The following is a 12,774-nucleotide window of genomic DNA, read 5'->3' as shown; positions in this document are numbered from 1 at the left end:
GGAGACCCCGCGATGACGCGAGTTCTGTCACCGGTCAGCGGCCGCGTCGTCGGCCTGGCCGGAGTGCCCGACCCGGTGTTCGCGCAGGCCATGGTCGGTCCGGGCACCGCGGTCGACCCCGAGCGCACCCCCGGGCAGGCCATCGCCCCGGTGACCGGTACGGTCGTCAAGCTGCACCCGCACGCCTACGTCGTCGTCGACGACGAGGGCCACGGCGTGCTGGTGCACCTGGGCGTGGACACCGTCCAGCTCAAGGGCGAGGGGTTCGAGCTGCTGGCCGCCGAGGGCGACGCGGTCGTCAAGGGGCAGCCGCTGGTCGGCTGGGACCCCGCCGCGATCGAGGCGGGCGGCCGGTCGCCGGTGTGCGCGGTGGTGGCGCTGGACGCGGCCGCCGACGCGCTGTCCGACGTCCGGGAGTCGGGAGAGGTCGAGAAGGGAGCCGAGCTCTTCGTATGGCGCTGAGCGAGCAGGACCCGCCCGGCGTACGCGGCGGCGCCGCGGCGGACGGCCCGGCGCGGCTGCCGCTGCGGGCGGTCGTGTTCGACCTCGACGGCACCCTCGTCGACACCGAGCCGCGCAACCGCGCCATGTGGATCCGGCTGTTCGAGGCGCACGGCGCCCCCTACGACGAGGCGCTCATCGCCTCGTTCGCGGGGCGCCGCGGCCTGGAGGTGCTGGACGAGCTGGCGCACCTGTTCCCCGGCCGCACCGCCGAGGAGCTGTTCGCGCAGGTGGTGTCATACGGCGCGGCGCCGGACCTGCCGCCCGCGGCGCCGGTGCCGGGCGCGGTCGAGCTCGTCCGGGCCCTGCACGACGCGGACGTGCCGACGGCGATCGTCACCTCCGCGCAGCGCCCGTACGCCGAGGCGGTCCTGGACGACCTCGGCATCCGGGGGCTCCCGGCGGCGACGGTGACCGCCGGGGACGTGGCCGCCGGCAAGCCGGACCCGGAGGGCTTCCTCGCCGCGGCCGGGATGCTCGGCGTGCCGCCCGCCGAGACGGTGGCCTTCGAGGACGCCCCGGCCGGGGTGGCCGCCGCGAAGGCCGCGGGCATGACGTGCGTCGGCGTGACGACCACCCAGCCGGCGCGGGCCCTCGCCGGGGCCGACCATCTGGTGGCGAACCTGAAGGAAGTGGAGCTCTCGCCAGGACCCGTCCTGCGGGTGTTCGGGGGCCGACCGCGCGGGGACGACCCCGGTCGCGGCGACGATGAGGAGTATCTGTGAGCCAGCGCACCGTCAAGATCGAGTCCAAGGTGGGGTTGCACGCGCGCCCGGCCGCGCTGTTCGTGCAGACCGCGGCCAAGGCCGATGGCGACGTGACCGTGGCCAAGCCGGGCGGCAAGCCGGTGAACGCCAAGAGCATCCTGGCGGTGCTGGGCCTGGACGCCCGGCACGGCGAGGAGGTCGTCATCAGCGCCGACGGCGAGGGGGCCGAGGAGCTGCTGGACGCGCTGGAGGCCGTGCTCAAGCAGCCGGAGCCGGAAAGTGCCTGAGGCCGCCGCGCCCGCGGGCGGCACGCTGCGCGGCGCGGGCGTGAGCCCGGGCGTCGGCGCCGGACCGGTGCGCGTGGTGGCCGCCGCGGTGCCCGAGCCGCCCGCCGGGGCGCGGCACGGCGGCGACGCCGAGGCCGAACGGGCGGCCGCGCTGGCCGCCCTCGAAGCGGTGGCCGCGGACCTGGAGGCGCGGGCGGCCCGCGCGGAGGAGGTCGGCAACGCCGAGGGCCGGGACGTGCTGAACGCGCAGGCGCTGATGGCCCGCGACCCCGGCCTCGCCGACGGCGTCGCCGCGAAGATCGGCGAGGGGACGGCGGCGGCGCGGGCGGTCTACGAGGCGTTCGGCGCCTACCGCGACATGCTCGCCGGCGCGGGGGAGTACCTGGCCGCGCGGGTCGCCGACCTGGACGACATCCGCGACCGCGCCGTCGCCCGGCTGCTCGGCGTCCCCGTGCCGGGCGTGCCGGAGTCGGACGAGCCGTTCGTGCTGGTGGCGCGCGACCTGGCGCCCGCCGACACCGCCGTGCTCGACCCGGCCAAGGTCGTCGCGTTCGTGACCCTGGAGGGCGGCCCCACCAGCCACACCGCGATCCTCGCCCGCACCATGGGGGTCCCGGCCGTGGTGGCGTGCCCCGGCTGCACCGACCTGCCCGAGGGCACGCGGGTGCTGGTGGACGGCGCCGCCGGGACGGTGCGTGTGGACCCGTCCGACGACGAGGTGCGGGCCGCGCAGGACGCCGCGGCCGCGCGCGCCTCGATCATCGCGTCGGCGGCCGGGCCGGGCGGCACCAAGGACGGGCACCCCGTGCCGCTGCTGGCCAACATCGGCGGCCCCCAGGACGTGGAGGCCGCCGTCGCCAACGGCGCCGAGGGCGTCGGGCTCTACCGCACCGAGTTCCTGTTCCTGGACCGGGCGACGCCGCCGTCGGCCGCCGAGCAGGAGGAGGCGTACCGCAAGGTCCTGGAGGCGTTCCCCAAGGGCAAGGTGGTGGTGCGCACCCTGGACGCCGGCGCCGACAAGCCGCTGGCGTTCCTGCCGCCGCCCGGCGACGAGCCCAACCCCGCGCTCGGCGAACGGGGCCTGCGCATGCTGCGCCGCCACCCGGAGGTGCTGGAGGCGCAGCTCGGCGCCCTGTCCCGCGCCGCGGAGGGGCTCACCGCCCGGCTCGAGGTGATGGCGCCGATGGTGACCGACGCCGAGGAGGCGGCGTTCTTCGCGCGGGCGTGCCGGGACGCCGGCATCGCGCACCCCGGCGTCATGATCGAGGTGCCCGCGGCGGCGCTGCGGGCCCGCGACCTGGCCGCCGAGGTGGAGTTCTTCAGCCTCGGCACCAACGACCTCACCCAGTACGCCTGCGCCGCCGACCGCCAGATCGGCGGGCTGGCGCACCTGCAGGACCCGTGGCGGCCCGCCGTGCTCGACCTGGTCGCGCTGGCCGCCGGCGCCGCCGCCGAGGCGGGCCGGTCCTGCGGCGTCTGCGGCGAGGCGGGGGGCGATCCGGCGCTGGCGTGCGTGCTGGTGGGGCTGGGGGCGACGTCGCTGTCGATGAGCGCGCCGTCGCTGCCCCTCGTCCGCGCCGCGCTGGCCCGGCACACCTTCGACCAGTGCCGCGAGGCCGCGCAGGCGGCGCTGGGGGCCAGGACGGCGCAGGCGGCCCGCGAAGCGGCCCGCGCCCTCCTTCCCGGCCTGGCCGAACTCGGCTTGTAAGAGGCCCGTCCCTAACAGGCGTCGGCTCGTCCTTCCCCTGCCGGAGGACGAGCCGACGCTTGCGTTTATGGGATCGGTGGGCCGCGCCGCCGCGCCGGTCAGGCGGAGCGGTAGGACAGGCCGTGCCCGATGGGGTGGCCGCCCGCCTTCACCGGGAGCCTGCCGGTCGGGTTGACGGCGCCGGTGAGCACCTTGGCCAGCGCCCGGACCGACACCGCGGCCGTGGAGTAGGCGGCCAGCGTCGCGGCGGCGCCCCGCGCGGAGTCGAGGTCGTAGGGGCGTCCCAGCGCGGCCACGACGACCGGCTTGGGGCGCAGCTCCCGCACCTTGGCGGCCGTCGCCTTCCCCGCGTCGACGGTGGTCAGCACCGCGACGTCGGCGGCGCGGGGCGAGTCGGCGACGCGCACGCCCTGGCCGCGCAGCGCCGCGGCCAGGGCGGCGCTCTTGGGGCCGGTGACGTGCACGGTCTTGTTCTTCAGCGGCAGCAGCCCGCCGTCGTTGGTGACGAGCGTGATCGAGTGCTCGGCGATGCGTTGGGCGGTGGCCCGGCCCGCCGCCGTGCGGACCGCCGCGTCCGCGCGCGCCTCGTCGGCCTCGACGCCGCGGAACAGGCCCCGCCGCTCCTTCATCTGCAGGATGCGGGTGACGGCCTCGTCCAGCCGCTTTCGGGGGATCCGCCCGTCGCGCACCGCGGACAGAACCGCGTCGTAGGCGGCGGGCAGGCTGGGCGGCATGAGCAGCTGGTCGGCCCCGGCGTTGACGGCGCGCACGGCGGTCTCGCCCGGCCCGTACCGGACCATGGCGCCCTCCATCTGCAGCGAGTCGGTGACGATCACGCCGCGGTAGCCGAGGGAGCCGCGCAGCAGCCCGGTCAGCACCGTGCGCGACAGCGTGGCAGGGGCGCCCGACTTGTCGAGGCCGGGGACGACGATGTGCGCCGTCATGATGGCGTCCGCCCCGGCCGCCACGGCGGCGCGGAACGGCGGCGCGTCGACCCGCTCCCAGGTGGCCCGCGAATGTTCGATGACGGGCAGGCCGGTGTGGCTGTCGGTGTCGGTGTCGCCGTGCCCGGGGAAGTGCTTGGCCGTGGCGGCGACGCCCGCCGCCTGGTAGCCGGCGACGGCCGCGGCCAGCATCCGCGACACCAGCGCGGGGTCGGCGCCGAACGACCGCACGCCGATCACCGGGTTGGCCGGGTTGACGTTGACGTCCGCGACCGGCGCGAAGTTCTGGTTGATCCCCACCGCGCGCAGCTCCGACCCGGTGACCTGGGCGGCGGCCCGCGCGTCGTCGGGGCGGCCGGTCGCGCCCAGCGCCATGTTGCCGGGGAAGCGGGTGGTGAACGGCGCGCGCGTCACCGTGCCCTGCTCCTCGTCCACGGCGAGCAGCAGCGGGATCTTCGACGCCTGCTGCAGCTCGTTGGACAGGGCGGCGGTCTGCCGCGGCGAGCGCAGGTTGCGGGGGAAGTAGATCAGCCCGCCGACGTGGTAGCGCTCGACCATCTCCTTGGCGGACTCGGCGTCGGGGAAGGCGGGGACGAACAGCTGCCCCACCTTCTCGCGCACGCTCATCGCGGCGACGAAGCCGGGGATCCAGGAGCCCTGGGGCCGGGCGGGAGTGCGGGACGCGGCGGCCCCGGACGGCCGGCCCGCCGCGCTCGCGGTCCGGTCGGCCCGCGGTGCGGCCTCGTCCTCGGCGCCGCCGCTGCAGCCGGCCAGCGAGGGGCCGAGCGCCGCCGCGACCGCCGTGAGGAGCGCGAGTGAACGTGGAGCACGCACTGGACCAAGCCCCCCGACATGGTCGTCCGCTGTCCGCTTCGAAAGGATCCCCGCGACGGTAACCCGCGGCCGGGACCGTGTCGACCCGCCGCCGGTCAACGATCTGATCGGATGCCGTCGATCACTTCCGCCGGGCGGACGGCCCCGTCCGGCCGCCGGTTCGGGCGGCCGAAGGCCGAGAGCGGCCGTGCGCTCGGGGAGTGAACTCCGTCTCCCGCAGGTAATACGAGGGTATGCGCCTTGGTGGTCAGGTCGGCGCCGGGCGGCTCCCGGCGCGCATCCGACCTGCTTTCGGGCATGCTCGGCTCAGGACATGGCCGTGGTCGCTGTGCGCGGGGCGTCGGGGGAGGGCGCTCGGCGCGGCGATCGGCCGAAGGATCCGGCGCGGCGCGCTCGTTCGGGATCAAAGGCGGCGCGTCGCGGCCGGAGCGGATCGCTCAGCCGGCGGGCGCTTCGCCGGTCTCAGCGCGATGTCAGCGCAGGTGACGCGGGGTGTGCGGCACTCGGGCCCGCGGACGGGCGCGGGCGGGGCGGTCGGCGGTCGGCGGGACCGCGGGGGGTTCGGCTCGGAAACGGCGGTCGGTCGGCGGTCGGTCCGCGGGTCAGCCGGGCTTGGGCGGCAGGGGGAAGCCGAGGCGGCGCAGCGCCAGCCCGGCCGCCCCGACGGCGCCGTCGCCCGCCCGGTGCGGATCGGCGGCGAACCGGGCGCGCAGCCCGTCCCGCACGGCGTCGGCGACGGGGCCGTCCCGCAGCACCGAGCCGTGCATGACGACCGGGGCGCACGGGTCCGGCAGGGCCGGACGCACCGCGTCGACGTCCCGCAGCAGCCACTCGGCGGCCTCGCGGGTGATGCGCCGGGCCACCGGATCGCCCGCGTCCGCCGCCGCGGCGACGACCGGCCCGAGCCGGCCGAGGGCCGCGACCGGACGGCCGTAGACCTCCTTGATGATGGCCTGGGCGAGCCGGGGGTTGGGCCGGCACTCGGTCCGCATGACGGCGGACGCGGCCTCGTCCGGGGCCAGGTCCTCGTCCGCCCGCCCGCCGGATCCGAACGGGGCGCCGTCCAGCACCGCCGTGCCGGGCCGGCGGCCGCCGGAGGACCCGGCCGACGACGCGCCGGCCAGGGCCAGCGTCCGCCGCCGCGGCGCCCGCCGGGGCGGACTGGCGGTGAGCTCGGCGACCACCGCCGCGCCGAGCAGCGCCCGGGGCACCGACTCGGTCAGCAGGGTCGGGGAGCCGCGGCCGTCGTAGGCGGCCAGCGCCGCCCGCACCGCCTCCTTGCCCAGCCACACCGCCGAGCCCTCGTCGCCGACCAGCCAGCCGTAGCCGTCGGCGCGCTGCACGATGGCGCCGTCGCTGATCACCGCGGCCCCGGCGCCGGTGCCGGAGAACACCACGATGCCCTTGGACGCGGTGGTCCCGGCGGCGAACGCCACCGCGATGTCGGTCACGACCGCGGGCGAGCCGCGCAGCCCGACCGCCTGCCAGGCCCGCCGCGCCGCCGTGACGGCGGCGGGACGGCCCGCCGACCCCGCCCCGGCGATCCCGAAAACGCCGGAGAGGATCAGGGAACGGTCCAGGTCACCGAGTGCTTCCCGCAGGGCAGTGGTGAGCGCCCCCGCGGTGTCGCCCCCGGAGTTGGGGTTGGCGCCAGGGCCCATGCCCACTCCGGCGATCGCTCCCCCGAGCGTGAGCACGACACAGCGGGTCTTCGTGCCACCCGCGTCAATACCGATCACGTATGGACCGGCCAAATGGGTCAACACATGCCGACGGTAGCCCTTTCTACCGTTGACGTGACATCCCAGCAGTAAGAAAATTTCTTCCATGAGGAAACCCACCAGCCCAGAGGCGGGGGGATCGGCAGAGTCCGGTGCACCCCGTACCGAAGCGGCATCAAAGGAGGCGCAGAAGGAGGCGACGCCGCTCAGCACCGTCGTGCGGGTGCGCTCCCTGCTGCCCTCCCTCCCCCCGGCGGAGCGGCGCGTCGCCCAGCGGGTGATCGACGATCCGGAGGGCGTGGCCAACTCCACCATCACCGAACTCGCCCAGGCCTGCGGCACCTCGGAGACCACCGTCATCAGGTTCTGCCGGGCGATCGGGTTTCACGGCTATCCGGAGCTGCGGCTGACCCTCGCGACGGAGGCGGGCCGGGCGCAGAGCGCCGCCGGAGGCCGGGTCATCGGCAGCGACATCAGCCCCGACGACTCCCTCGAGCAGATCGTGGAGAAGGTCACCTTCGCCGACGCCAGGGCCGTGGAGGAGACCGCGTCGCAGCTCGACATCAAGATGCTCGAGCAGGTGGTGGACGCGATCGTCGCCGCGGACCGGGTGGACGTCTACGGCGTCGGCGCCAGCGCCTTCGTCGCCAAGGACTTCCAGCAGAAGCTGCACCGCATCGGCCGGGTCTGCTACGCCTGGTCCGACGCCCACATCATGCTCACCAGCGCCGCGGTGCTGGGCCCCGGGGACGTGGCGATCGGCATCTCCCACACCGGCGCGACGATGGAGACCATCGACGCGCTGGAGGTCGCCGCCAACAGGGGGGCGACCACCGTGGCCCTGACCAACTTCCCCAAGTCCCCCATCGCGGAGGTGGCGGACCTCGTCCTCACCACCGCGGCGCGCGAGACCACGTTCCGCTCGGGGGCGACCGCCAGCCGGCTGGCGCAGCTGACCGTGGTCGACTGCGTGTTCGTCGGCGTGGCGCAGCGCACCTACGGGCCCACCCGCAAGGCCCTGGAGGCCACCTACGAGGCGGTCCGCGGCCGGACCGTGCGAGCCGACCGGAGGCGTCGGTGATCGATTGCGATCTGCCCACCGAGGGCCGCAACCCGCGGACCCTCGACGTCGACACGCTGCCCACCCTCGAGGTGCTCAGGCTGATCAACAACGAGGACGCCACGGTCCCCGTGGTCGTGGCGTCCGTCCTGCCGCAGATCGCCCGGCTGGTGGACGCGGCGGTCGAGTCGCTGCGCGCCGGCGGCCGGGTGCACTACTTCGGCGCCGGCACGTCGGGGCGGCTGGCCGCCCTCGACGCCGCCGAACTGCCGCCCACGTTCGGGATCTGGGGCCGGGTGGTGGCGCACCACGCCGGCGGCCCCGGGGCGCTCGCCCAGGCGGTGTCCCACGTCGAGGACGACGACGAGCAGGGCGCCCGCGACGCCGCCGAGGTCGCCGCCGGGGACGTGGCGATCGGGATCGCGGCCAGCGGCCGCACGCCCTACGTGGTGGGCGCGCTGCGCGCGGCCGCGGCCGCCGGGGCGTACACCGCGCTGATCAGCTGCAATCCGCACACCCCGTACGGCGACGAGGTGGACATCCACATCGGCCTGGCGACCGGGCCGGAGGTGATCAGCGGGTCCACCCGCATGAAGGCGGGCACCGCGACCAAGCTGGTGCTCAACTCCTTCTCCACCACCCTGATGGTCAGGCTGGGGCGCACCTACTCCAACCTGATGGTCAGCGTCAACGCGCTCAACGCCAAGCTGCGGGCCCGGCTGGTGCGCATCCTCATCGAGGCCACCGGCCTCGACGCGCGCACCTGCGAGAAGGCGCTGGCCGAGGCCGGCGGTGACACCCGCGTGGCGCTGGTGTCGCTGCTGGGCGAGGTGCCCGCGGCGCGCGCGACGGTGGTGCTGGAGGAAGCGGACGGCGGGGTGCGCGAGGCGTTGCAGCGGCTGCGGTCCGCGTGACGGCGGCCGACGGCGGGGCCGAGGACGCCGTGCGGCGGGGCCGCGCGGCCAGGGGATCATTCGTGGCTACGGGGGGTGTGCGGACACGACGGGGGTGTGCGGGTACCACGGGGGTGAGCGGTCGCCAGGTCATTCGGTCGCGACGCGGACGCCGAGGCCGATCAACGTGACGCCCAGCAGGCGCTCCTGGACCCGGCGGAAGCGCGGCGACGCGACGAACCGGCGCACGCGGCCGAGGGCGAGCGCCCACAGGCCGAGCCCGGTCATGCTGAACGCGACGGCGATGGCGGCCAGGCCCAGCGCGGTCGGCAGCGCCCCGGCCGGGTCGTCCGGGAGGAACTGCGGCAGCGCGGCCAGGAAGAACAGGGTCGCCTTGGGGTTGGTGAGGTTGGTCAACAACCCGGCCGCGAACGCCCAGCGCTCCCCGCGGCCGGGCCGGCCGGCGACTGCGGCGGCGTCGCCGCCGAGGGCCCGGTCGTCGGCGTGGCCGTCCGGAGCCGTCCCGCCGCGGCGGCGGGCGTCCCACAGCGCGCGCACGCCCAAGACGACCAGCAGCGCCGCCCCGGCCAGCTTGATCGCCTCGAACGCGACGGCGCTGCGCGCCAGAAGCGTGGCGAGCCCGAGCGCGACGGCGGAGGCGTGCGCCAGCAGGCCGAGCGCGCACCCCGCCGCGGTCAGCAGCCCGGCCCGCGTGCCGCGCATCAGCACGCTGCGGGTGACGACGGCGGTGTCCAGCCCGGGGGTCAGGGTGATCAGCAGGCAGAGCCCCAGATACGCGGTGAGCACGACGCCATGTTCCCTCAGAACGGGCCCTCCGCCCAGACCGGGGCATGGCCTACCATCGGCGGCGTGACCGTCAAAGCAGTGATCACCGACTGGGGCGGGGTGCTCACCTCCCCGCTCGACGAGGCGATCGAGGCGTGGCTGGCCGCCGACCGCATCGACGCCGACCGCTACCTGTCGGTGATGCGCCGCTGGGTCCGGCAGGCCTACGACGGCGACGGCCGCAACCCCGTCCACGGTCTGGAGGAGGGCACGCTGGACCCGGCCGAGTTCGAGCGGCTGCTGGCCGCCGAGCTGGTGACCGTGGACGGCGGCCCGGTCCCCGCCGAGGGCCTGCTCTCCCGCATGTTCGCCGCGTTCGCCCCGGTGGAGGCGATGTACGAGGCGGTGCGCGGCGTCCGCGCGGCGGGCGCGCGCACGGCCCTGCTGTCGAACTCGTGGGGCAACGACTACCCGCGCGACCAGTTCGCTGAGCTGTTCGACGCGGTGGTGATCTCCTGCGAGGTGGGCATGCGCAAGCCGGACGAGCGGATCTTCCGGCACGCCGTCGACCTGCTCGGCCTCACCCCGGCCGAGTGCGTGTTCATCGACGACATCACGCACAACGTGCGCGCCGCCGAGGCCGTGGGGATGGTCGCCATCCACCACCGGGAGGCCGACGAGACGATCGCGGCGCTGCGCGAGCTCGGCGTCCTGCGGTGACGCCGCCGGTGACGCGCCGGTGAGGCCGCCGGCGCCGCGCCGCCCGGCCGCCTGACTGAGCAGGGACGATCTGGCACACTGGCTGATCGTCATGCGCGTCTATGTGCCCGCCACCCTGTCCGGCCTCGCCCGCGTCCACGCGGCGCGGGAGATCGGCCCCGCCCCGCTGACCGCGTACGCGGTGACGTCCGCGCTGCGCGAATGGTACGCGGAGGGCGACGAGGAGGAACTGGAGTACGCGGCCATGACGGCCGCCGCCCGCGCGTCCCTGCGGCTGCTGGCCGACGACCCGGACGCGCCCCGGCGCCGGGTGGTGCTCGCCGCGGAGGTGCCCGAGCGGACGGTCGAGCGCCCGCGCGGGGACGCGGCCGTCGGCGACGAGGGCGCCCGCGCCCGCGTGCTGGTCACCGCCCCGATCCCCTGGCGGAAGATCGCCTCCGGTCACGTCGACGCCGAGGACGCGGCCGCGGACGTGGGCGCCGCCGCGGACGCCCTGGCCGCCGCCGACGCGGGCGACGAGGACGCGCAGTTCACCGTGGACGGCGCCGAAGGCCACGAACTGCTCTGGTTCGCCACCCAGGAGCTCGGCGACCTGCTCTCCTGAGACGGCATCCCGTCGCGGGCTCCCGTGTCGCATGCCCGCGCAACGCCGGGGCCCAGGCTCGCGCATTCGGGCCGCGTGCGGCCGCGTCGCCGAGGGCGGGAGCGGGTATGCGAAAGCGGGGACACCTGCGGCGTCGCGGGGCGATCAACGGCGAATGCCGCAAGCCTCCCTCTTTGTGCGACGATGCCTGCGTATCGACGACGATGTCGGACTTTCGGGAGCAGTAGATGGACGCCGTCACCACCGTGCCGGAGCCGGTGAACGAGCCGGTCAAGTCGTACGCGCCGGGCAGCCCCGAACGGGCCGCGCTGGAAGCCAAGATCAAGGACCTGGCCTCCGGACAGGCCGAGCTCACCATGACGATCGGAGGCGAACGGCGCCTCGGCGGCGGCGAGCCCATCGACGTCGTGCAGCCGCACAACCGCCACCACGTGCTGGGGCGCATGGGCAACGCCACCGACGACGACGTGCGCGCCGCCATCGACGCCGCCCGCGAGGCCGCGCCCGCCTGGCGGGCCATGTCCTTCGACGACCGCGCCGCCATCCTGCTCAAGGCGGCCGAGCTGGCGTCCGGGCCGTGGCGCGCCACCCTGAACGCCGCCACCATCCTCGGCCAGTCCAAGTCGGTGCAGCAGGCCGAGATCGACTCCGCCTGCGAGCTGATCGACTTCTGGCGGTTCAACGTCGCCTACGCCCGCCAGCTGTACACCCAGCAGCCCAACTCCTTGACCGGCGTGTGGAACCGGATGGAGTACCGGCCGCTGGAGGGCTTCGTCCTCGCCATCACCCCGTTCAACTTCACCGCCATCGCCGGGAACCTGCCGACCGCGCCCGCGCTGATGGGCAACGTGGTGGTCTGGAAGCCGTCGCCCACCCAACAGCTCGCCGCGCACTACACCATGCGGCTGCTGGAGGAGGCCGGGATGCCGCCCGGCGTCATCAACATGGTGACCGGGGACGGGCAGGCGGTGTCCGACGTCGCGCTCACCCACCCGGACCTGGCCGGCATCCACTTCACCGGCTCCACCCGCACCTTCCAGCACCTGTGGCGGACGGTCGGCGAGAACATCGCCGGCTACAAGAGCTACCCGCGCCTGGTCGGCGAGACCGGCGGCAAGGACTTCGTCGTGGCGCACCCGTCCGCCGACATCGACGTGCTGAAGACCGCGCTGATCCGCGGCGCGTTCGAGTACCAGGGCCAGAAGTGCTCGGCGGCGTCCCGCGCCTACATCCCGCGGTCGATCTGGGAGCGGATGCGCGACGACTTCTGCGACGAGGTCGCCGCCCTCACCATGGGCGACCTCGCCGCGGACCTGTCGCTGTTCATGGGCGCGGTCATCGACGACCGGGCGTTCGCCAAGCACCGCGCCGCGATCGAACGCGCCCGCGGCCTCGACACCGCCACGATCCTTGTCGGCGGGGAGCTGGACGACGCGCAGGGCTGGTTCGTCCGCCCGACCGTGCTGGAGTGCACCGACCCCGAAGACGAGATCTTCACCAAGGAGTACTTCGGCCCGATCCTGGGCGTGCACGTCTACGAGGACGGCGACTACGACGCGATGCTGCGCCAGATGGAGGGCGTCGCCGAGTACGGCCTGACCGGCGCGATCGTCGCGCGGGACCGGGCCGCGATCGCCGCCGCCACCGAGGCCCTGCGCTTCGCGGCCGGCAACTTCTACATCAACGACAAGCCGACCGGGGCGGTGGTCGGGCAGCAGCCGTTCGGCGGCGCCCGCGCCAGCGGCACCAACGACAAGGCCGGGTCGGTCTTCAACCTGATCCGCTGGGTGAACACCCGGTCGATCAAGGAGGCGTTCCTCCCGCCGACCGACTACCGCTACCCGCACATGGGCTGACCTCCGCCGCGGTGTCCGGCCCCGCCGCCCGCGGCCCGCGCGGTTGCGCGAGCGGGCGGCAGGGCCGACGATATGCTCGCCCGACCGTCGGCGGTGGGGCGGGGCCGGGCGCCGCGCGGGGCCGATCGCCCGCGCGACGGCGGCGCGGCCCCC

At 75.5% G+C, this 12,774-nt stretch carries 12 protein-coding genes; 9 read left to right on the top strand and 3 right to left on the bottom strand.

Annotation, left to right across the window (positions count from 1 at the left end; translation table 11 throughout):
- Positions 1–12 precede the first annotated feature (12 nt).
- The 4 genes from AR3_RS02500 to ptsP are packed head-to-tail and all read left to right on the top strand — an operon-like array spanning position 13 to position 3,203.
- Positions 13–462 (top strand): PTS sugar transporter subunit IIA, encoded by a 450-nt coding sequence (locus AR3_RS02500; protein WP_067907677.1) that lies wholly within the window; start codon positions 13–15, stop codon positions 460–462.
- A complete protein-coding gene (locus AR3_RS02495) occupies positions 453–1,226 on the top strand; it encodes an HAD family hydrolase (protein ID WP_083950865.1) in 774 nt (257 codons plus the stop codon). Before AR3_RS02500 ends, AR3_RS02495 begins: the two co-directional genes overlap by 10 nt.
- Complete coding sequence (locus AR3_RS02490; RefSeq protein WP_067907674.1) at positions 1,223–1,495, top strand: HPr family phosphocarrier protein; 273 nt, start codon at positions 1,223–1,225, stop codon at positions 1,493–1,495. The genes AR3_RS02495 and AR3_RS02490 overlap by 4 nt, the downstream gene beginning before the upstream one ends.
- Complete coding sequence (ptsP, locus tag AR3_RS02485; protein ID WP_067907671.1) at positions 1,488–3,203, top strand: phosphoenolpyruvate--protein phosphotransferase; 1,716 nt, start codon at positions 1,488–1,490, stop codon at positions 3,201–3,203. Before AR3_RS02490 ends, ptsP begins: the two co-directional genes overlap by 8 nt.
- 98 nt (positions 3,204–3,301) lie before the next feature.
- Here the strand turns inward: ptsP and AR3_RS02480 are convergent, their stop codons facing one another.
- Positions 3,302–4,981 carry a glycoside hydrolase family 3 protein gene (locus AR3_RS02480; RefSeq protein WP_067907668.1) on the bottom strand — a complete coding sequence of 560 codons (1,680 nt, stop codon included), beginning with the start codon at positions 4,979–4,981 and terminating at the stop codon, positions 3,302–3,304.
- A 602-nt stretch (positions 4,982–5,583) separates the two neighbouring features.
- Positions 5,584–6,720 (bottom strand): N-acetylglucosamine kinase, encoded by a 1,137-nt coding sequence (locus AR3_RS02475; RefSeq protein WP_067907664.1) that lies wholly within the window; start codon positions 6,718–6,720, stop codon positions 5,584–5,586.
- 88 nt (positions 6,721–6,808) lie between these two features.
- On the opposite strand from AR3_RS02475, the gene AR3_RS02470 reads away from it, so the two are divergent.
- Together AR3_RS02470 and murQ are read left to right on the top strand one after the other, a co-directional pair.
- Positions 6,809–7,783: a MurR/RpiR family transcriptional regulator gene (locus AR3_RS02470; protein ID WP_169803774.1), complete on the top strand. Its 975-nt coding sequence runs from the start codon at positions 6,809–6,811 to the stop codon at positions 7,781–7,783.
- On the top strand, positions 7,780–8,676 hold the full coding sequence (gene murQ / locus AR3_RS02465; protein WP_067907659.1) for an N-acetylmuramic acid 6-phosphate etherase: 897 nt from the start codon (positions 7,780–7,782) through the stop codon (positions 8,674–8,676). Before AR3_RS02470 ends, murQ begins: the two co-directional genes overlap by 4 nt.
- Before the next feature lie 129 nt (positions 8,677–8,805).
- Here the strand turns inward: murQ and AR3_RS02460 are convergent, their stop codons facing one another.
- On the bottom strand, positions 8,806–9,462 hold the full coding sequence (locus AR3_RS02460) for a LysE family translocator (protein WP_067907656.1): 657 nt from the start codon (positions 9,460–9,462) through the stop codon (positions 8,806–8,808).
- Between the two features lie 63 nt (positions 9,463–9,525).
- Here AR3_RS02460 and AR3_RS02455 point away from each other — a divergent pair, with 63 nt between their 5' ends.
- The 3 genes from AR3_RS02455 to pruA all read left to right on the top strand — a co-directional run bounded on the left by AR3_RS02455 (position 9,526) and on the right by pruA (position 12,621).
- Entirely contained in the window at positions 9,526–10,161 is a 636-nt protein-coding gene (locus AR3_RS02455) for an HAD family hydrolase (protein WP_390097762.1), read from the top strand.
- A 91-nt stretch (positions 10,162–10,252) separates the two neighbouring features.
- Positions 10,253–10,765, top strand: coding sequence for a DUF6912 family protein (locus tag AR3_RS02450; protein ID WP_067907653.1), 513 nt, complete (start codon positions 10,253–10,255; stop codon positions 10,763–10,765).
- Between the two features lie 227 nt (positions 10,766–10,992).
- Complete coding sequence (gene pruA / locus AR3_RS02445; RefSeq protein WP_067907650.1) at positions 10,993–12,621, top strand: L-glutamate gamma-semialdehyde dehydrogenase; 1,629 nt, start codon at positions 10,993–10,995, stop codon at positions 12,619–12,621.
- Positions 12,622–12,774: the final 153 nt, after the last annotated feature.

The sequence above is a fragment of the Actinomadura rubrobrunea NBRC 15275 genome (genome assembly GCF_001552235.1).
In the GTDB taxonomy this organism is placed as follows: Bacteria; Actinomycetota; Actinomycetes; order Streptosporangiales; family Streptosporangiaceae; genus Spirillospora; species Spirillospora viridilutea.
Note: the sequence above shows the minus strand (reverse complement) of the source record. Positions and strands in the feature narration are given on the sequence as shown.